The sequence below is a fragment of the Paraburkholderia sp. WS6 genome, from assembly GCF_030464835.1.
Classification (GTDB): domain Bacteria; phylum Pseudomonadota; class Gammaproteobacteria; order Burkholderiales; family Burkholderiaceae; genus Paraburkholderia; species Paraburkholderia madseniana.
Genome location: NZ_JALQCK010000043.1, coordinates 54,298 through 74,380 on the forward strand (window position 1 = coordinate 54,298; position 20,083 = coordinate 74,380).

Below are 20,083 nucleotides of genomic sequence, written 5' to 3' on the forward strand. Positions count from 1 at the left end.
CAAATCGTCCGACAGACGGCATCGAGCTGCATAGGGAGACAGGCCATGACGCGTAGCTACTCGAACTGGTTCGTGCGGGCGCGGCTCAAGACGCGGCAGTTGCTGCTGCTCGCAGCGATGGAAGAGGAGGGCAACGTCCGGCGTGCCGCCGACGTGCTCGGCATGACCCAGCCCGCCGCGTCGCGGCTCCTGAAAGAGCTGGAGGACATGCTGGAGGTGAGTCTGTTCGACCGCACGCCGCACGGCATGCACGCCACCCTGTATGGCGAAGTGATGATCCGTCACGCGCGCATGGTGCTCTCGAATCTCAGCCACGCGCACGATGAAATCTCGGCACTGCGCGCCGGTCTGGCCGGCCAGGTGCGGATCGGCGTGATCGCCGCGGCCGCCGCAACGATGGTGCCGCGCGCCATCGCCAGCGTGAAGGGACGCTATCCGCAGTTGCAAATCTGGGTGGAGGTGGAAACGTCGGACGTGATGCTGCCGAAGCTCGCCGAAGGCGAGCTGGACATCATGGTCGGCCGGGTACTGGAGCGGCAGAACCAGTTCAAGACGGAAGTCCGCTACGAACCGCTCGCCGACGAGCCGCTGTGCGTGGTGGCGCGTCCCGGCCATGCTCTCGAAAATGAAACAAGTTTGACACTGCGCGGAATCGTCAACGCGAGCTGGGTTTTGCACCCGCCGGGCAGCGTTTTGCGCCATCGCTTTGATCTGATGTTTTCGCAGATCGGACTGAATCCGCCCCAAAACGTCGTCAATACTAACAATTTTTTGGCGATTTCGAGCTTATTACTTCAAAGCGACATGTTGGCGGTTTTACCTGACGAAGTGGCGCGTCAGTACCAACAGTACGGTGTTCTCAAGCAGGTACCGATCGATTTACCGTGCAGAATGGATACATTCGGTATCATCACGCGCCAGTCGCATCTGCTTTCGCCAGCGGCCTCCGTCGTGCTGGAAGCCTTACGGGAAGCCGCTGCCGGGGTGTATGGCACCGCTTTCGAGCCGACAGTGGCGCGATAAATGCTTCTCCCGTTGCGATAGTCGCAACAGCAGCCGGCTTTTTCGGCTCGGGAGGAACACGCGATGTACAACAAACACGGAACACGGCAACGCGCCGTCGACGATTCTTTTTCTGTTCGCTCCGGTGGAGCGAGCGCCTGGTTTAGTAACGGCATGGCTCTCAAATCGACGATTTACAAGGCGGAACTCCAGATCGCCAACATGGACCGGCACTATTACGCCGACCATTCCCTGACGATCGCCCGCCATCCCTCGGAAACCGACGAACGGATGATGGTCCGCGTCGCCGCGTTCGCGTTGTTCGCGCAGGAACGCCTCGAATTCTGCAAAGGTTTGTCGGATGTCGACGAACCGGACCTGTGGCAGAAGGACCTCACCGGCGCGATCGAAACCTGGATCGAAGTCGGCCAGCCGGACGAACGGCGCATTGCCAAGGCCAGCGGCCGCTCGAACGAGGTGATCGTGATCGCCTATGGCGGCCGCACGTCGGACATCTGGTGGCAAGGCGTGCGCAGCAAGGTCGAACGCATGCGCAATGTGACGGTATGGACGCTCGGCGAAGACGTCGCCGCCGCGCTCGGCTCGCTGGCCGAACGGACCATGCGTCTGCAATGCACCGTGCAGGACGGCGAAGCATGGCTCGGTAGCGCTGAAGCCGATGCGGTGAAGATCGAGTGGACGGTGTTGAAGGCGCCCGCCGACGCCTGGTAGCCTGGTAGCCTGGTAAAGGCCTTGGCAGCGCCCGTTACAGCGACGTCACACGCGACGCTTCGGGCGGCCCTTTGAGCTCGACCATATTGCCTTCCGGGTCGAACAGATACAGGGATTGCCCAAACCCATCCGCGCCATAGCGCAAAGCCGCCTCGCCGGGCCGCGCGCCGTGTTCGGCCAGATGCGCCTTGAGCGCCTCGGCGTCGAACGGCTCAACCCGCAAACACACGTGGTCCATATTCCGCCCCGCGCCCGGCACGCCGTTTTCGGGGTGATCGAGCTTGGCGCCGACCTTTAGCAGGTCGATCAGCGAGCGCCCCGCGCGCAACTGCGTCAGACCCAGATCGGGCTGCTCCTTCTCGACGCTGCAACCGAGCACCTCGCAGTAAAAGCGCGTCATCTGCGGAACGTTCGACGCCCGAATGACGATGTGATCGATCTCGCGAATGTGGATTTTCATATCGAACGCCCCCAAGGCTTGCTCGCAGAACGGATGAACAGCCACCAGTGTAGGAGAAAGGACGGCGCCGCGAGAGCGGGCGATGAACCCGCCACGAGGGGCAGATCAAAAATGTTCAGACGAAAAAAAGCCCGCTCTATGTGGAGCGGGCTGAATCCATATCAGGAGGAGACATGGAGGAGACAGGTACTAATATACACATGGGGTTGATGCGACGCAATAACTTTTTAAGGGAAAACCCGATATCGGGCCAAATTGTCGCAGTTTGAGGCGAAACGGGCGACCGGCGGGGCTTCCGGCCCTACGAGGAAGCGCAATGACAGAGCAAGAACCGGGGCGTAGTGTGTCGGCATGCGGCCTACATTGGTGAGCATCGACACCGCCTTTCCGGGACCATCATGAACCGCACCGATCTTACCGAGACCAGCAACGAAGCCGCCGTCAGCACGCCGCGCTGGGCCACAGACGCCGAACGTTGGGAAGCCGTCACCCGCCGCGAGCCGCAGGCCGATGGCGCGTTCTTCTACGCCGTCAAAACGACGGGCGTGTTCTGCCGCCCGTCGTGCGCGTCGCGCCAGCCGCGCCGCGAAAACGTCGCGTTCTTTGCCGACGCAAACGCCGCGCGCGCCGCGGGCTATCGCGATTGCAAGCGTTGCCAGCCCGGCGGCCTGCCGCGCGAGCTGGAGATCGTCAATCGCGCCTGCGCCGCGCTGGATGCCGATCCGCAGCAACGCCTCACGCTCGCGCAGCTAAGCGACGCGGTGCACGTCAGCCCGTTCCATTTGCAGCGTCTGTTCAAGCGCGTGGTCGGCGTCTCGCCGCGTCAGTATCAGGCCGCGCAACGCGGCGCCGCGTTGCGCGATGCGCTGCAGAGCGGGTCGGACGTGACGCGCGCTACGCTCGACGCCGGCTTCGGCTCGCCATCGCGGATGTACGACAGCGCTTCAGCCGAATTGGGCATGGCGCCATCCGCGTTTCGCCGTAAAGGCGCCGGGCTTACCGTGCGCTACGCCAGCGCTTCGACCTCGCTCGGCTTCGTGCTGATCGCGGCAACCGACAAAGGCATCTGCAAAATCGGTTTCGGCGACGATGCCGCAATGCTCGTCGAGGATCTGCGCGGCGAGTTCGCCAACGCCGAACTGGTCGAAGACGCAGCGCGGCTCGCACCGTTCATCGCCCAGATCGACGCGTATCTGCGCGGCACCCGCCAGGACTTCGATCTGCCGCTGGATATCGCCGCCACCGCGTTCCGGCAACGTGTATGGGACGCGCTGCGGCGCATTCCCTACGGTGAGACGCGCAGCTATTCGCAAATTGCGGAAGCGGTCGGCTCACCCCGGGCCGTGCGCGCAGTGGCGAGCGCGTGCGCGACGAATCCGGTCGCGCTGGCGATTCCGTGTCATCGGGTCGTGCAGAAGGGCGGGGCGCTGGCGGGATACCGCTGGGGCCTGCCGCGCAAGGCTGCACTGCTCGATAACGAAGCCCAGCACGCAGGCGACGTTTCGCGCGACGAACCCAACCGCCGCGACCACGCGGCCATCGCAACCACCACCAACCTGGACCATGCCGCGTGAGCACGCTTGACGACGTCGCAACACTCGAACTGCCCTTCAAACCACCCTTCGACTGGCCGCGTCTGCTGCGCTTTTTCGGCGGACGCGCGACGCCCGGCGTCGAAGCCGTCGAAGACGGCGCCTATCGCCGCGCGATCGATTGGGCCGGCGACAGTGGCACGCTGACCGTGCGCCTGCATCCGCGCAAGCGCTGCATCGTTGCGAACATCGACGGTCCTGCGAGCCGTCACGCCGACGCGCTCGCCGCGCCGATCGCGAGGATGTTCGACCTGCACGCCGACCCGAAGAAAATCGGCACTGAACTGGCCGCCGACCCATGGCTCGCGCCGTTGATCGAAGCCGTGCCGGGATTGCGCGTACCGGGCGCGTGGTCGGGCTTCGAGCTGGTGGTGCGCGCGATCGTCGGGCAGCAGGTCAGCGTGAAGGCGGCGACCACCATCATCGGACGATTGGTGCAGCGTGCCGGCGAGCGCATCGAGGGTCATCCGCATGAGAACACCGCGTGGCGCTTTCCGACACCCGCCGCGCTCGCGGCGGTGGATCTGGAAAAGATCGGCATGCCGGGTAAACGCGTAGCGGCGTTGCAAGGGTTTGCGCAGGCGGTCGCTTCGGGCGACGTGCCGCTCGACAGCAACGTCGCCGATGCCGACAGCCTGCGCACAGCCTTGCTCGCACTGCCTGGCATCGGGCCATGGACAGTCGAGTATGTGGCGATGCGTGCATGGCGTGATGCCGACGCCTGGCCTGCTTGGGACCTCGTGCTGATGCAGTCGATCTGCGCGCGCGATCCGGCGCTCGTGCGGCCCACGCAGCAACGCACCCGCACCGACACATGGCGGCCATGGCGCGCGTACGCGGCGATGCACCTGTGGAACGAGGTGGCGGATCGGGCCGGCGCAGCGCGCGGCGGCTGAGATCGTGTGGCGGTCCGGGAGGAGGGCCGCACGGAACCGACGGACCGTGGGCAGGCGGCTAGCTCGGCGGCAGCACTCGGACGACGCCACGCGAATCGCGCGTCGGGCGCGTGAAGGGTAGCGTAAGGCGCAGGGCAGCCCCTTTCGTGCTGAACCGTGCTGAAATCAGGCCAGGTTGTGTCGTCGGAAGGCCGCCCGAAGCGGCCTCAAGCAGCCGTCGTGGCGAGATGTTAAAGTGCCCGCTACTCGAAAATTCCGCCGAACGTTGTCAACCGCGCAGTGCTGCACCTAAGCAGTGAAGCGGCACATGGCGGCCGACAACGCCCGACTCGCATCAATGCCAAACACGACACCTTCCCGCACGAACGACGCGTTCTCGCACCGCCTGTCCGTGCTGACCACAGGCCCACAGCGCGACGCGCTGATACGCGGCCTGCGCGGCATCGAAAGGGAAAGCTTGCGCGTAACGCACGACGGCAAGCTCGCCATGACGCCGCATTCGCGCGCGCTCGGCTCGGCGCTCACGCATCCGTCGCTCACCACCGACTATTCCGAAGCGCTGCTCGAACTGATCACGCCGGCTGAACACGACGTCGCGATCACGCTCGAGAAGCTCGATACGCTGCACCGTTTCGTCTACGCCGAACTCGGCGACGAGATCTTGTGGAACAACTCGATGCCGGGCCTGCTGCCTGAAACGGACGAAGGCATTCCGATCGCGCATTACGGCACGTCGAATATCGGCAAACTGAAGTACGTGTACCGCATTGGCCTCGCGCTCCGTTACGGCCGCACGATGCAGTGCATTGCGGGCATCCACTACAACTATTCGCTGAACGAAGAAGTGTGGCGGGCGTTGCATGCCGACCAGCAATCCACGGCAAACGCCGTCGATTTCCAGTCCGACCGTTACCTCGCGCTGATCCGCAATTTCCGCCGCACCAACTGGCTGCTGATGTACCTGTTCGGCGCATCGCCGGCACTGGATCGCCGCTTCCTGCGCGATCGCCAACACACGCTCGAAACCTTCGACGCCGACACGCTGTATCGCCCGTACGCGACCAGCTTGCGCATGAGCGACCTCGGCTACTCGAACACCACGGCGCAAGCCGCGCTGCACGCTGACTACGACACGTTGCCGGGCTACCTCGACGCGCTCGCAAAGGCCGTGAGCCAGCCGTATCCCGCGTATGAAGCGATCGGCACGCAGCGCGACGGCGAGTGGGTGCAGATCAACACGAACGTGCTGCAGATCGAAAACGAGTTTTATTCGACGATCCGCCCGAAGCGCGTCACGCATCCCGGCGAGCGGCCGCTGCATGCGCTGGCTGCCCGCGGCGTGCAATACGTCGAAGTGCGCTGCATGGACATCGATCCCTTCGAGCCGACCGGCATTTCACTGGAGACGTCGCGTTTTCTGGACGCCTACCTGCTGGTCTGCGCGCTCGACGACAGCGCACCGCTGCCGCCGGACGCGTACGCGGAGGCCAATCAGAACTTCGGCCGCGTGACGATGGAAGGCCGCAAACCGGGCCTCGAACTGACGCGCGACGGCAACCCGATCGCGATGACAGATTGGGCGAACGAACTACTGGTCAAGATCGACGCAGCCGCGGCAACACTCGACGCGCTGCATGGCGGCGACTCACACGCACGCGCCGTGGCGGTTCAACGGGCAAAACTGGCGGATGTCTCGCTGACACCGTCTGCACGCGTATTACAGACGATGCGCGACAAGCAGCAGAGCTTCCTCACCTTTGGCCTCGAGCAAAGCGAAGCGCACGCCGCCTATTTCCGCGCGCGCCCGCTGGATGCCGCGCAGACGAAAGAATTCGCCGACCTCGCTACGCAATCGCTTGCAGAGCAGGCCAAGCTTGAGCGAGAAGAGGTGGCTTCATTCGACGCATTCGTCGCGGCCTACAGGGCGTACACGTTGAACCGGTTTAGCGTCTAAACGACGACGAACGTAGGCAGCGCGCCGGAAAAAGCAGCCTGGGGACTAATGCCGTTCAGTTAACGCTGAGCGGCATTTTCATTTGTGAAGCACGAAGCGGCCTTGGCGGGCCGCTTTTTATTGGGCACAGGTAACGTCTACGCAAAGCGCCGCCGTCGGCCCAACTGTATCGGCAAAATCGCCGTTCGTTTAGCCATTCGCAAATGGACATGAAACACCGTGCCGGGGATGCGGTCCAACTTAGACGACACGCTCCAGAGCGGGAGGCTTCAAGGCGATGAAAAAAGGTCTGTTGGCCGTAGTGTGCATAGTGGCGGCGGGGTGTTCGACGCAGGGGCAGGTGGACCCAGACGTGATGCAGATCGCGACGACGCCGTTGACGTGTTCGAGCAAGGCCGAGTGTGATATCTGGTGGCAGCGAGCGCAGACGTGGGTAGCGGGCCATTCGACGTACAAGATCGAGTCTTCGACTGACACGTTGATCCAGACATCGGGCCCGGACGGCGGCAAGCGCGCGCTGGCGTACCAGATAACGCGGACCCCAAACCCGGACGGCACAGCAACGATAGGTTTCGCAGCGCATTGCGACGGCTCAATGGGTTGCAAACCAAACCCATGGGAGGCGGGCGCCGACTTCAAGCAATACGTACGAGGCAACACGCCGGGCGCGCCGCAGAGCGACACAAAACCATCGCAACCAGCACCAACGGCGATGCACCCCGATGCATTGCAGGGACAATCGGTCCCGGGAACGAGCGGGGAAGCGATAACGCAGTAGGAGAGGAAAAAGCGGCAACGCAGTCAGCAACGAACCAGTTCGCGATCCTCTACGAGGATCGCTGCACCAGACACCGCGTGTAGAACAATCCGATCGGCTTTGCACACAAGAAATCCGACGCTACCACCCGACAACGCAAAAGCATCACGAGTGGTTTTAAGAAGTACTCTTCGGCGCGCGCAGCGCCGCCGGAAGAATGACGCCCTTGTCACTGGCGTATGCCGGTGCACGAACACAGATTCCAGATGCACCACTACCCGCAGCAGACCGCAGGCCCCGCTTAGCATTAGCGGTTTGAGCTGCTTTCTTTTGCCTACTTTTCTTTGCAGCCGGCAAAGAAAAGTAGGTGCCGCCCCGCACAGGGGCAACGCTAATAGACCACTAACAATTCAAGGAAAGGCCAACGCCCCAGGAGCACAAACACAGAGCTCAACCACACCAACAACCCAACAAAAAAACCACCACCGCCGAAGGCAAAAAAAACCCTCAGTGCCCCATAGAAGGCCCAACCCCCTTCCTGGGCTTAGTAACCCAAACAAGCACAGCAAGCACAAGAAACGCCGCACAAGAAATACGAAAAAAGTCATTGGTGGCCATCATATAAGCCTGCGCAGTAACAACCTGATTCAACTGAGCGGTGAGGCTATCACCAGAAAGCCCGAGACTCCCCAACGCGTTGGTATAGGCATTCGTATTAGCCGCATAAACGTTAACAGAATCAGTCAACATCGCATGATGATAGATAGTGTCATTTTCCCAGTACGTCGTACTAATAGCCGTCCCAATCGCCCCAGACAAAGTCCGAAAAAAGTTCGACAACCCGGAAGCACTAGCAAGCCGCTCATCCGACACGCTGGACAGCGTAATAGTAGTCATCGGCACAAAGAAACAGGCAACGCCAATACCCTGCACCAACCGCGGCCAGATCACATGATTGAACGGCACATCGAGCGTAAAAGTCGAATTCCAGAACGACACAAACGCAAACACGATGAACGCAAAACTCGCCACCACACGCAGGTTCAGCCGATGCATGTTCTTGCCGATCATCGGCGACAAAAACAGCGCGAGAATGCCGACCGGCGCCGTCGCCAAGCCGGCAAGCCCGGCGGTATACCCCATCACTGTCTGCAGCCAGAGCGGGAAAATCACCACTGACCCGAAGAACGCCATAAACCCGAATGAAATGATCACCACGCCGAGTGCGAAGTTACGATCCTTGAACAGCGAAAGATCGACAACAGGTTCCTTGTCCGTCATCTCCCACACCAGCAGGAACGCAATCGACACCACCGCGATAATGGCCAGCGTGATGATAAACGTCGAGTTGAACCAGTCGCGATCCTTACCGAGGTCGAGCACCATCTGCAGGCACGACACGCCGATCACGAGCAGCGTGAGGCCGACCGCATCGATGCGCTGTTTGGTGACCTTGGTTTCGCGGCCACGCAGCAGCAGGAACGCGCACACCGCCGAGAACAACCCGATCGGCACGTTGATGTAGAAGATCCACGGCCACGTGTAGTTGTCGGTGATATAGCCGCCCATCACGGGCCCGAAAATCGGCGCGCAAATCACGGTCATGGCCCAAAGGCCGAGCGCAAGCCCGCGCTTTTCCGGTGGGTACGAGCGCATCAGAATCGTCTGCGAAAGCGGGACCATCGGCCCCGAGACCAGCCCTTGCAGGAGCCGGAACGCGATCAGCGACTCGAAGTTGTGCGCGAAGCCGCACAGCGCCGAGGCGATCGTGAAAAGCAGAACGGACAGCGTGAACAACCGCACCTCGCCGACGCGCCGCGCCAGCCACCCGGTCAACGGCACCGCGATCGCCGAGGCCACGGAATACGACGAGATGACCCAGGTGCCCTGACTGGTCGCCACGCCGAGGCTGCCGGAAATGGTCGGCACGGCGACGTTCGCGATCGAGGTGTCGAGCACTTCCATGAACGTGCCGAGCGCGAGACCGACGGTAAGCAACGCCAGCACCCCGCCTTTGAGCGGAGTGGGTTCGGCGACGGGTAGGGCTTCGGCGGGAGCCGTGGCAGCCATGTGTGTTTCTCCTCAGCCGGGAAAGCTTGTCGCGGCAGCTTTATCGCCCCCTTCAAGTGGCGCGCTTACATGCCGGATCACCCTCTGCCCAGACAGACATTTTCAAACGATGGCGCTTTCAAAAGCGCCTCTTGGTTACTGCCCGCCGTGACCTGGCGGAGGTTCTTCGGGTGAGTCTTCCAGCGAGTCCTGCGATGGTCCGAGGCCGCAACATGCGCTTCCTCCCTCATCGATCCCGTTCGCAATGAAACGGCCGAGCAGGTCGAGCAGAGTGGCGTGGTCGGCGGCGGAAAATCCGCGCAACTGCTCGTTCAGCACGGCGGCTCCCAGACTGGGCAATTGCCGCGCCGCTTCGTGGCCCTGCGGCGTCAGCTCCAGCTTGACCATCCGGCGGTCGGCGTCGCTGCGCGTGCGCACGATAAAGCCTTTCTTTTCAAGGCGATCGAGCAGACGCGTCATGGATCCGCTGTCGTATGACATGACGCGCGACAACTCGAACGGCGTGCTCGCGCGCTGCGCGGATAACACCAGAATCACGCCGATTTGCTGGGCGGTCAGTCCTAACGGTTTGACCGCACGGTCCATCCGCTCGACAAGCACGTTTCGCGCTTTCGTCAGGTAATAGCCGAGACTCGATTCGAGGTGAATCTCGTCCGCGTTGTAAGGGCCGTCGGGCATCGTGTATCCGGGAACATCGTCAAGCAGAACGGATTCTAGCTGCCTAAGCAGACAAGTCAAATTTCATTTCGCGTCGTGCCAACGGCGCAAAAAACAACACCGCGACAGCGCGCGAAGCAAAGTATCTTGAAATTTAATTGCATAGTCAATATTATTATAGGCAACGAGTTACGCGCGACCCGCGCCACCCGAGACCATGTTCTGACCGATTGTCTGCACGCCGCAATGGCGCCGTGCCAAAAGGATTTCCCCGATGCTGTACCTCAAAAACACCCTTGGCGGCTTGAGCCGCTCCCTGACCGATTCCGCGTTGAGCAGCTTTCAAGGTCCGCATCGCTGGTGGAAGCTGGCGTTGTTCGCCGTGCTGTTCGTCCTGCCCGGTGGATCAGTGGGAGTCGCGATGTTGGCGTGGGTGGAGCATCGGCGAGGGCAGAAGGGGACCCAAGTCGTCCCGGTGGAACCGGTGGGGTCCGTCATTGCGGCGGGGAGTGTCGTCGCGACCGCTGCCGCTGCTGCAAGCCCGGTTGGCCCTTGCCCGGCACGCTCAGGCGCGCCGTGCCGGGCTGCGGCTGGCAAGCAGGCCCGGCAACCCACGTCATCGGATTCGCGAGTTTGACTCTCTAGTCGTGGAACCGGCCTTTGTTGCCTGCGCGGCGCGTTTCCGTCGCCAAAGGCAGCCAGGCCGGTAACAGCACGTAACCATCCCGACACGCTAAGTAACACACCTCCGCCTCCCCCCGCATTACCCTTTCAGTTTCCCGCGCCCAAGCGGTCCCATACGCTAACATCCCGGCAGAGCCATGATCTCGCCCGGTCGGCAGTGCCGCCATCGGCCGCACTGCGGCGTCCAGAAGGAATCCATTGCATGCAGTTTGAACGAATCTCGCGCGCGCGGACGCTTGCGCCCCGCGCCCTGACTATCGCGGTAGCCGCGGCCCTCGCCACCGTGCTGGCTGGTTGCGTGGTCGGCCCCGACTACAAGCGGCCCGCGGCCGAGATCCCCGCGTCCTACAAGGAAGCCGCGCCCGGCTGGAAAGTCGCCCAGCCGGCCGATCAGCACGACCGCGGCGACTGGTGGACTATCTACCAGGACCCGCAACTCAACGCGCTCGAAGACCAACTGAACGCGTCGAACCAGACCGTCGCCCAATTTGCAGCCGCCTATCGCCAGGCACGTGCGCTGGTGGGCGAAGCACGCGCGGCATATTTCCCGACCATCGGTGCATCGGCAGGCGCCACGCGCTCAGGCAACGGTTCGTCGTCCAGTGGCAACTCAACCCGCTCCAGCGTCAGCAACAGCTTCAACGCGCAACTCGACGCAAGCTGGGAGCCGGACCTGTGGGGCTCGGTCACGCGTTCGGTCAATTCGCAGAAAGCCGGTCAGCAGGGCGCCGCCGCCGATCTGGCGAATGCGCGGCTGTCGGCCCAGGCTACGCTCGCGCAAACCTATTTCTCGCTGCGCTCGCTCGACTCCACCCAGAAGCTGCTCGACGACACCGTCGCGGCCTATCAGCAGTCACTGCAACTCACGCAGAACCAGTACGCGGCCGGCGTCGCCGCGCGCTCGGACGTGATCCAGGCGCAAACGCAGTTGCAATCGGCCCAGGCGGCCGCGATCGACAACGGTGTGCAGCGCGCGCAGGACGAGCACGCGATCGCCGTACTCGTCGGCGAGCCGGCCTCGACCTTCTCGATTCCGCCGATGCCGCTCACCGCCACGCCGCCCGCCGTGCCCGAGCAGATGCCGTCGGCGCTACTCGAGCGGCGCCCGGATATCGCATCGGCTGAGCGCAAGGCGGCGGCGGCGAACGAACAGATCGGCGTCGCGATCGCCGCGTTCTTCCCGACGCTGACGCTGTCGGCCACGGGTGGCTTCCAGAGTTCGGTGTTCTCGCAATTGCTGACCGCGCCGTCGCGCTTCTGGACGCTCGGCCCGCAACTCGCCGCCACGATCTTCGACGCCGGCCTGCGAGAGGCAAAGACTGAAGCCGCACGCGCTGCCTACGACCAGAACGTCGCGGCGTACCGTCAAACGATTCTGGCCGCGTTCCAGGACGTCGAGGACAATCTCGCCTCGCAGCGCATCCTCGAACAGGAAATCGTCGTGCAGCAGCAAGCGGTGGATTCAGCGCGTCAGGCGCTGGCCATCGTCACGAACGAATACAAGGCGGGTACGGTCGGCTACGTCAACGTGCTGACCGCGCAGACCACGGCCTTCCTGGCTGAGCAGAAGCTGGAGAACATCGCCGGGCAGCGCATGGTGTCGTCGGTGGGTCTGGTGAAGGCGCTTGGCGGCGGCTGGGACGCGTCGCAAATGAACCGCGAAACGGGCGACATGGCGGCGCCCGCGCCGCAGCCGGCAGCGTCGGCGACGCCGGTGGCACAAAGCGGAGCCGCGCCGCAATCGGCGCAGAGCAACTAGGCACGGGACTCGTAAAGTCAAAGCAAAAGAGGCATAGCCGCGCAATGCAGCCATGCCTCTTTTTCTTGCAACCGGCGCCTCAGTGCGCGAACGTCAACGCGACCGTATCCGGTCCGCTTGGCCGGCCCAACAGATTCAGCAGTCCCGCGAGGTTGTCGCGCGCTTCCGGGGCGGCGCTGGCCGTCCCTCGAAACGATGTCGAGGCGGCTGACACCGTGCCATTGCCAGTCAGCATCAGTGGCCCCTTCAGGGTCGTCAGATCCAGCGTGGACGACGCACCCTGCGCCTGGAACAACAGCCGGTAAGAACCCAGTGGCTTGACCAGCGAGACGCGCGAACTGACATCGTTCAGGGTCACGGTCAACTGGCCGAACGCTTCCTGATTGAAACTGCGCCAATCGGACCATGCGAGGCGCACGTCGCCTTGCAGATCGAGCGTATTGAACGGCGCGCCGAGGCCGCTCAGCAGCGAAGCCGGCACCGCCATCGCACCCGGCGTAATGGTCGCGCTGCGCAGGGTCGCATCGACGGTGATCGGGTCGGGCATCGCTTCGCTGTGCCGCATGGTCATCCGCACACGGCCGGTGAAGAGCGGCCAGAACGCCGTGCGCCATTCGATCCGCCCCGGCAGCAGGGTCGCCGCGCTCATGTCGGAACCGGCGGCGAGCATCAGCGTGGCCGAGCCGTGCCACAGCGAACCGGACGGATTGACGAGATTGACGTGGCCATGGGTTTGTCTGGCGAACTGCGGCGTAATCCAGGCGGCCGGCAACAACGTGAGCATCACGACTGCGTTCGCCAGCACCGCGACCGCCAGCCAGGGTAGCGCGACGCGCAGGCGCCGCATCCAGTAAGTCATGCGAAATCCTGTAACGGCGCGGTCATTTCGCGGTAGATGGCTGCATCGACGCCGTTAGATCCACCTGGCCGTCTTCCTTGAGCGCGGTCACGTGCGCCTCGGCGACCTGCACCTTGAACTGCTTGCGCGCATCGTCGACCCAGCTCGTCCACGCCGGGAACGCCACGTTCTTCATCTGGATCTGCACGATGTTGCCGATCACCTGGACCTGGGTCGCGGCAAGGCCATGATCGCCGAGCGAGGCGGTGAGCGCGTCCTTCAGCGCCGCGCCGGTCGGCGCGACACCTTGAGCCGCAGCGGAGAGCTGGCGCGCTTCGTTCGCCTGCGCAGTCATCTGCGCCAACTGACGCTGCAAGGTTGGCAGCGATTCACGCAGATGCGCGCGGCCATCGTGCGCCGGCGCCCACAGCACCGACCACGCGATCACCACGGCCAGCACCCCGCCGCCCCATGCCAGCAGCGTTTTTTCGCGTTCGGTGCGCTGGTCCCAGAATCCAGCCCAGCTTTGGGCGAGTTCAGCTTTCATTGTCCGTTCCTGATGGTCCACTTGCCGGTATTGCTGTCGATCGCGCCGGTCAGGCCGTTGCGCGCGAGACGTTTGGCGAAATCGGGATCGAGTTTCACCTCGGGCTTGAAGGTCACATCGAGCCGCCGGTCGTGATAGTCGAGCGCGGCGATACCGTTGACCGGCACCGGCGCCAACGAACGCGCGAGGCCATCGGCGAGCGATAGGAAATCGTCCGGCGACAACTCACCCGCCGCCACCCGCAACTGTTGCAACTGCCGCGACATCTGATCGGGCGCATCGAGCACGACCGTCGTCTTGGGGAAGGCGTTGAGGAGCAGCTCGGTCATCTGCGTGTTGATCGCGTCGCGCTGACGCGCGAGCATCAGCCACTGCACGTTCGCGCCGATAATCGCGATCACCAGCGCGCCGACAGCCAGCGCGACCGGCAGGCGCAGACGCCGCAGCGTCGCACGGTCGAGCCGCCACGGCTGCGAGGCGAACTCGAACTGACACAGGTCGAAGCGGCACTCCAGCGCGCGGCGGGCGAGTTGCTCGAACGGCAGCGGGCTGGCCCCATGGATATGAGCCGCGAGCTTCGCCGGGCTGGCTGCTGCGAGACTCGGCTCGTTGCCGGGCACTTCCGTCAGCATGTACAGCGAAATTGGCGCCGCGCCGGCGAGCGCGCTGAGCGTCGCGTTCACGGCGTTAGCCGGCACCGCCAGCCCTTCGCCTTGCACGCCGCGCGCGATAGCCAGCTCGACGCGCGGCGTACCACTGAGCGGCGCGCTTTCGACCGCACTCCCGAGCAGCAATGCGGGCGCGGTCTGGGCGACGGCGCCGAGCACGGCCGCCACCATCGGCACGACCGACGCGACGCCAGGCGCCATCACCGGCGCCACGCCCGGCAGCGACGTTGCCACGCTCGCCGAGCCCGCCATGACCGGCTCGCCTGCGTTGACCATTTCCGCGACTTCGGCGGGCGTGTCGAGCGCGACGGCTTGCGGCAGACAGCGCGTAACCGGCACAGCGCGCACGCTGCGGTGGCCGGCGGAGGCAAAGGCCTCGCAGATGAAGCGGAACCAGCCGCGGTCGATGATCGCGAGCAACTGCCGGCCGCCCGCGATCGGTTGCGGATCGACGGCGATGTGACAGGTTTGCGGGTCCTGGATCAGCTGATCCTCGACGACATTCGGCAGCGCCTGACGCAACCTCGGGCCGCGCAAGGGCGGCAGCTTGGCGGGCATCATCAGCAGGTCGCGGGCGGCGACCATCAGCACCGTCGACGCAGCGCGCGGCAGCAGCGCGAGCGCCGAGCGGCCCGCGCGTTGGGTGCGGCCCGACTTGTCGAGCAGCACGAACGGCAACTCAGGCAGTTGCCATTCCTGCGATGGCACCGCCGGATCACGCGGCGGCAGTAGGACGATCAGTGTGCTCAAAGGCCACTCTCTCTGGGAAAGGCGTTATTCATAGTTGGTCTTGTACCCGCACGATACGCGTAGTGTGAGTCAATGCGTCGCGATAGACGAGGGTCGTGCGGTCCACTTCCGCGCGTTCGTGCTGCACGCGGCCGTGGATCAGAAAGTAGTTCGTGTTGACGTCCATTTCACTCGGGTCGACCGAGACCGACTGTACGCCGGCGCCGCGCAAGGCGAGTTGCACATCGCTGACATTATGGAAAAACACTGTCTGCCGACGCGCGACGAAGGCCTGCGCGGCGGACAGGTTCATCCCCGGCACGATCGCCGCGATCACTTCGGCGGAGGCCGTATTCATGTTGACCGCCGACACCGTCGGCAGCACGGTGACGAATGGCCGCAAGCGGGCGATCATTTCCGGCGTATAGCCGGGGATATCCAACAGCGAATCGACGCTGGTCATTTGCAGCGGCGCGACGGCCGCGTTGTCGTCGCCGTCTTCCATACCGGGTTTGTCGGTGAAGCTGCCGCTCGTGGCGCCGCCACCCGCGGTAATCGGAGCTGTCGACGCGCCGGTAGTGGACGTAACGGTCTGGAAGCGTGTCGCCGATTGACCGAGGCTCGCGCGCATCTGCACGGCGGTGCTTTTTGCCAGTTGGCTGTTCACGCCGAGGGATACCAGCAGGCGCTGATAGGCGCCGATCTGCTCCGTGTTGATCTGCATGACGCCCGGCGCGGGGCTCGAGACCAGATTACGGAGGTTGAATTTCGCCTGGGCGTCTTCGATTGAACCTGAGAGATAGGTTGCCTGGCCTTGTTCGGCTCTGATTTCGCCTATTTGTCCAAGGAAATCCGACAGGCGTGTTTTGGAGATGGGGACGCCCCATAGGCCGCCCAGGTAGGTGATGCCTGCCGAGGTGTCGCCCTCGGAGCGGAGGATCAGACGCGTCCAGTCCAGCGCGCCGCGGGCGACCCATTGCGCCTGGGAGAGGAGGCGTTGGTTTTCGATCCTTCGGATTTGGACTTGCTGGCGCCAGAGCATGCCCGATACTAATATCGCTGATAGCGCGACTACTAGTAGGGCGCTGATGATGGCTGCTCCGCGTTGGGTTGCCTGCGCGGCGCTTGGGTGTTTGCCTACGGTGTTGGTCTTTGATTGGCTTTTTTGCTTAGTCGGCGCTTTTGTCTGTGCGCTTATGGCGTTGGCCTTTCCTTGATTTGTTAGTGGTCTATTAGCGTTCCCCCTGTGCGGGGGGGCACCTACTTTTCTTTGCCGGCTGCAAAGAAAAGTAGGCAAAAGAAAGCAGCTCAAACCGCTAATGCTAAGCGGGAACCGCAGCTCAGAACCGCTAGTGGCTCCGTGGAATCTGTGTTCTCTCACATTCGGCGTTAGTGACAAGGGCGTCATACTTCCGGCGGCGCTGCGCGCGCCGAAGAGTAATTCCGAAAACCAGGGGGCGGGCTCCCGCGTCGCGGGAGCCGTCGGCTTCGCCTCGGCGATACGCCTGACTAGTTGGTCGCGCGTTGCACGCGCGACCCAAGCGAAAGGCGGCAATTGCGAGTGGGGCAGAACCAAGCGAACCACTGGTTTGTCGAATTGCTCTTCCGGCGAGCACGCAGTGCGAGACGGGAAGTATGACGCCCTTGTCACTAGCGCATGCAGGGGCACGAACACAGATTCCAGATGCACCACTACCCCAAGCAAACTACGGTGCCCACTTAGCATTAGCGGTTTGAGCCGCTTTCTTTTGCCTACTTTTCTTTGCGGCGGCAAAGAAAAGTAGGTGCCCCCCCGCACAGGGGGAACGCTAATAGACCGATAGCAAATCAAGGAAAGGCCAACACCGCAAGCGTGCAGACAAAACCGCCAAGCAGGCAAAGAAGACCAAACCGAAAGGCACGCGCGCACGCGCCCAAACCCAGAGCGTCGCGAAGACAACAAAAAACCCAAAACCCCAGAGCGTCGCGGAGACAAAAAAGAGAACCTCATACTCATTCTCCGACGAGAAAAACCCGCGTTACAGGCCGCGCCAACGACTTACCCCCAACACTCACTTCCAGCCCAGTCACCGACCGCGGCAGCGGCGCATTCCCCAACTGGGGCACCTTCAAATTATTATCGTTCTCCGTAATCGCACTCTGCACATCCTTCATCTGCGTGGTCCAGCCAACCTTCGGCACATACAGCCGCGCAGAAATAGCCCCGACGCCCCCCATCAAAGGCACCGCCGTCCACCCATTCCCCTCACCACCGCGCAGCGCGCCCCTTAACTCGCCTACATTCCCCAGCGGCGGCGACGCATACCGCACCACGCGCCCCTCGGACACGCGATACCTCACCACCTGCAACCGCGGCGCCGTCCCCGGCAATACCATCTCCCGTACGATCTGCAGCACGCTGCCGCTGACCGAGACGGCCGCCTGCCCAGACTCATCATCCGACGCGGCCTGCCGCACGTCGATCCGCATCTGGTCGAACAGTTGCGCAAAGACGCGCTCGTCTTCCATCGCGTTCGTGATCGTCTCCCGGCCACGAATGATCTGGTCCAGCCCGCGCCACGACAGCACGGCAATCACCGCCATGATCGCAATCGCGACCAGCAACTCGATCAGCGTGAAACCACGCGCGCCCGATCGGCCGCGGCGCTCAGAGCGAACGGTTGTTTTCATTCGCGACCACCGTGACCATCTGGGCGAGATTGCCGGAACGCCCCGGCGTCGTCACCGTCACTTCCACCCGACGAAACACCGGATTCGGCGTCGCCGTCACATGCTCGGTACAGATCAACTCCAAATTGCCCTGCGAGCAGTCAAAGCTCGTCGAGCCAACGTTCGGCCAGCCATGCGTCAAATGCAGTTGCGCCAGCGTATTGTCGGCGCTCCATCCCGCCAGCAGCCGTCGATGCAAATCGGCTTCGCCGCTCGCCAGACTCCCCACCGCGCGCAACGACGCCGCCAACGCAATCGCGATGATCGCCAGCGCCACCAGCACTTCGATCATCGTAAAACCGCGCTGCGCGCCGTGGACCATCTCGCGAGCGCCCCTGTCCCTGCAACGACGCATCTCAGTGCACCTCATAGCGGCCATTGCCAGTGCCGATGATCGTCGCGCGCCCCGCGGCAGAAAACAGCGTGATCTGCACGGGCACGTCGATCGCTTCAGTGCCGAACACGACACGGCTCGGGTGCGAGTCCGATCCGGGGTAATCGATCGTGACGCCGGTCACACCACCTTCCCAGTTGCGCGGCCCAAGCAGATCGTCACGCAGCGGACGCCAACCGTCTTCAGTACGCAGATCGAAACGAAAACCGCCATCGAGCGGCTGCCACGCGATCGGCCTTGCGCGCACCTGGGCTTCGTCGCCGGCCGATTCGAACAGCAGCGCGAGACGCTGCGCTTCTTCGTTCAGATCGGTACGCGGGTTGCGAGTCATCGTCAGCGCGGTCAGCGATACCAGAATGCCTGCGATCACCAGCACCACCATCATTTCCAGCAGCGTGAAACCCGCTGCACGCTTCCTGCCGCCCGCACTGAAATCACGTGCGCCGCGCACGCGCGCGCCGGCGCACGCCGTGTCCGGCAGCGACGCCGTACACGGAGTGTCCACACGGGACTTGCAAGCGGACAGTCGCATTGTGCCGGCCACAAACGATGAACTACTCGACTACTGCCACGACCCTACGTCGGCGTCGTTACCTTCGCCTCCCGCTTTCCCATCGGCGCCATAGCTGAACACATCGATCTCGCCATGCACGCCGGGGTTCAAATACTGATAGCTATTGCCCCACGGATCGTTCGGCAGACGTTCGAGGTAGCCGCCGTCCTTCCAGTTGTTCGGCGCCGGATCCGTGCTCGGCTTTTCGATCAGCGCGCGCAGGCCTTGCTCCTGAGTCGGATAACGGCCGTTGTCGAGACGGTAGAGTTTCAACGCCTGCATCACGGTGCCGATGTCCTGCTTGGCGGCGACACGCCGCGCTTCGTCCGGACGGCTCATGATTTTCGGCACGATCAGCGCGGCCAGAATACCCAGAATCGCGATCACGACCATGATTTCAATCAGCGTGAAACCGCGTTGACGACGGCTGCGCGGACCCGCGATTTCATGACGGCGAAGGGTCGACAATTGCATAGCTTGCTACCTCTTTTCAGGTGAAATTTCGATCGGGCGGGATTCGCGCGTCAGGCAATCAAGGTGCCATTGAACACGCCCGGCCGGTCATTTTAATGTCATGTTCTTGAAGGGTTGCGGGAAACCGCCAGGCACCCCAACGCAATTTTCACAATAGTCCGTACAATATGCGCATGAACGCTATCCAAATCCGCCTTCTGTCGCTCGCACTGTTCGCCGTGTTCTGCGCGACGCTGACCTACTGGGTCATCACGATCTCCACGACGTCCGGCGCGCCGTTGCCCGCTGCCGCCGCGCATACGCAGGTGTCGACCGATCAGGCTGCCACGCTGTTCGGCGGCCAGCTCACCCGCAGCGCCAACCAGGACGTGCATCTGTTCGGCATCCTCGCTTTGCAGGAAGGGGCCGCAGCCATCGTCAGCGTCGGTGGCGAACCGCCGCATGCGGTATCGCTCGGCAGCGCGCTCATGCAAGGCGCCAAACTCTCCGAAGTCCGCGCCCGCTCGATCATCATCGACCGCAATGGCGCGCATTCCGAAGTGTTCCTGCCGGCCAACGCGCCAGGTCCTACCATCTACGTGCGCTGACCCAGGCGTTCTGCCTGGCTT

Annotated in this window: 20 protein-coding genes; 9 read left to right on the top strand and 11 right to left on the bottom strand. The window is 63.2% G+C overall.

The window, feature by feature from the left end; genetic code table 11:
• Positions 1-45 precede the first annotated feature (45 nt).
• Positions 46-1,023, top strand: coding sequence for a LysR family transcriptional regulator (locus M0D64_RS35755; protein WP_266238832.1), 978 nt, complete (start codon positions 46-48; stop codon positions 1,021-1,023).
• 153 nt (positions 1,024-1,176) lie between these two features.
• Positions 1,177-1,734, top strand: a complete 558-nt coding sequence (locus tag M0D64_RS35760; protein ID WP_154558807.1) for a YaeQ family protein — start codon at positions 1,177-1,179, stop codon at positions 1,732-1,734.
• A gap of 34 nt (positions 1,735-1,768) precedes the next feature.
• Here the strand turns inward: M0D64_RS35760 and M0D64_RS35765 are convergent, their stop codons facing one another.
• Positions 1,769-2,194 (bottom strand): VOC family protein, encoded by a 426-nt coding sequence (locus M0D64_RS35765; RefSeq protein WP_266238833.1) that lies wholly within the window; start codon positions 2,192-2,194, stop codon positions 1,769-1,771.
• Positions 2,195-2,592: 398 nt separating this feature from the next.
• Between M0D64_RS35765 and ada the strand changes: the two genes are divergently transcribed.
• The 4 genes from ada (at position 2,593) to M0D64_RS35785 (ending at position 7,414) form a co-directional block, all read left to right on the top strand.
• Positions 2,593-3,768: a bifunctional DNA-binding transcriptional regulator/O6-methylguanine-DNA methyltransferase Ada gene (ada, locus tag M0D64_RS35770; RefSeq protein ID WP_266238834.1), complete on the top strand. Its 1,176-nt coding sequence runs from the start codon at positions 2,593-2,595 to the stop codon at positions 3,766-3,768.
• On the top strand, positions 3,765-4,682 hold the full coding sequence (locus M0D64_RS35775; RefSeq protein WP_266238835.1) for a DNA-3-methyladenine glycosylase: 918 nt from the start codon (positions 3,765-3,767) through the stop codon (positions 4,680-4,682). Before ada ends, M0D64_RS35775 begins: the two co-directional genes overlap by 4 nt.
• A gap of 337 nt (positions 4,683-5,019) precedes the next feature.
• Positions 5,020-6,636 carry a glutamate--cysteine ligase gene (gshA, locus tag M0D64_RS35780; RefSeq protein WP_266261235.1) on the top strand — a complete coding sequence of 539 codons (1,617 nt, stop codon included), beginning with the start codon at positions 5,020-5,022 and terminating at the stop codon, positions 6,634-6,636.
• A 277-nt stretch (positions 6,637-6,913) separates the two neighbouring features.
• Positions 6,914-7,414 carry a hypothetical protein gene (locus tag M0D64_RS35785; protein ID WP_266238837.1) on the top strand — a complete coding sequence of 167 codons (501 nt, stop codon included), beginning with the start codon at positions 6,914-6,916 and terminating at the stop codon, positions 7,412-7,414.
• Positions 7,415-7,900: 486 nt separating this feature from the next.
• On the opposite strand, the gene M0D64_RS35790 is transcribed toward M0D64_RS35785, so the two are convergent.
• Both M0D64_RS35790 and M0D64_RS35795 read right to left on the bottom strand, forming a co-directional pair.
• A complete protein-coding gene (locus M0D64_RS35790) occupies positions 7,901-9,463 on the bottom strand; it encodes a DHA2 family efflux MFS transporter permease subunit (protein ID WP_266261236.1) in 1,563 nt (520 codons plus the stop codon).
• 135 nt (positions 9,464-9,598) lie between these two features.
• On the bottom strand, positions 9,599-10,141 hold the full coding sequence (locus M0D64_RS35795; protein WP_171925277.1) for a MarR family winged helix-turn-helix transcriptional regulator: 543 nt from the start codon (positions 10,139-10,141) through the stop codon (positions 9,599-9,601).
• A 253-nt stretch (positions 10,142-10,394) separates the two neighbouring features.
• Here M0D64_RS35795 and M0D64_RS35800 point away from each other — a divergent pair, with 253 nt between their 5' ends.
• A complete protein-coding gene (locus M0D64_RS35800) occupies positions 10,395-10,757 on the top strand; it encodes a hypothetical protein (protein WP_266238838.1) in 363 nt (120 codons plus the stop codon).
• 249 nt (positions 10,758-11,006) lie between these two features.
• A complete protein-coding gene (locus M0D64_RS35805) occupies positions 11,007-12,563 on the top strand; it encodes an efflux transporter outer membrane subunit (RefSeq protein ID WP_154558758.1) in 1,557 nt (518 codons plus the stop codon).
• A gap of 79 nt (positions 12,564-12,642) precedes the next feature.
• Here the strand turns inward: M0D64_RS35805 and M0D64_RS35810 are convergent, their stop codons facing one another.
• The 8 genes from M0D64_RS35810 to gspG form a co-directional block, all read right to left on the bottom strand.
• A complete protein-coding gene (locus tag M0D64_RS35810; protein WP_154558757.1) occupies positions 12,643-13,422 on the bottom strand; it encodes a type II secretion system protein N in 780 nt (259 codons plus the stop codon).
• Positions 13,423-13,444: 22 nt separating this feature from the next.
• Positions 13,445-13,948, bottom strand: coding sequence for a type II secretion system protein M (locus M0D64_RS35815; protein WP_266238839.1), 504 nt, complete (start codon positions 13,946-13,948; stop codon positions 13,445-13,447).
• Entirely contained in the window at positions 13,945-15,366 is a 1,422-nt protein-coding gene (gspL, locus tag M0D64_RS35820) for a type II secretion system protein GspL (protein WP_266238840.1), read from the bottom strand. Before gspL ends, M0D64_RS35815 begins: the two co-directional genes overlap by 4 nt.
• Positions 15,367-15,394: 28 nt before the next feature.
• Entirely contained in the window at positions 15,395-16,753 is a 1,359-nt protein-coding gene (gene gspK / locus M0D64_RS35825; protein ID WP_266261238.1) for a type II secretion system minor pseudopilin GspK, read from the bottom strand.
• Positions 16,754-17,337: 584 nt separating this feature from the next.
• Positions 17,338-18,015 (bottom strand): type II secretion system protein J, encoded by a 678-nt coding sequence (locus M0D64_RS35830; RefSeq protein ID WP_266238842.1) that lies wholly within the window; start codon positions 18,013-18,015, stop codon positions 17,338-17,340.
• Positions 17,993-18,409, bottom strand: coding sequence for a type II secretion system minor pseudopilin GspI (gspI, locus tag M0D64_RS35835; protein ID WP_171925283.1), 417 nt, complete (start codon positions 18,407-18,409; stop codon positions 17,993-17,995). Before gspI ends, M0D64_RS35830 begins: the two co-directional genes overlap by 23 nt.
• Before the next feature lies 1 nt (position 18,410).
• Complete coding sequence (locus tag M0D64_RS35840; RefSeq protein ID WP_266261237.1) at positions 18,411-18,980, bottom strand: GspH/FimT family pseudopilin; 570 nt, start codon at positions 18,978-18,980, stop codon at positions 18,411-18,413.
• Positions 18,981-19,010: 30 nt separating this feature from the next.
• Positions 19,011-19,475, bottom strand: a complete 465-nt coding sequence (gene gspG / locus M0D64_RS35845; RefSeq protein WP_154558752.1) for a type II secretion system major pseudopilin GspG — start codon at positions 19,473-19,475, stop codon at positions 19,011-19,013.
• A 173-nt stretch (positions 19,476-19,648) separates the two neighbouring features.
• Between gspG and M0D64_RS35850 the strand changes: the two genes are divergently transcribed.
• The gene (locus M0D64_RS35850; RefSeq protein WP_154558751.1) at positions 19,649-20,062 is read left to right on the top strand and encodes a type II secretion system protein N; all 414 of its coding nucleotides are present in this window, start codon (positions 19,649-19,651) and stop codon (positions 20,060-20,062) included.
• Positions 20,063-20,083: the final 21 nt, after the last annotated feature.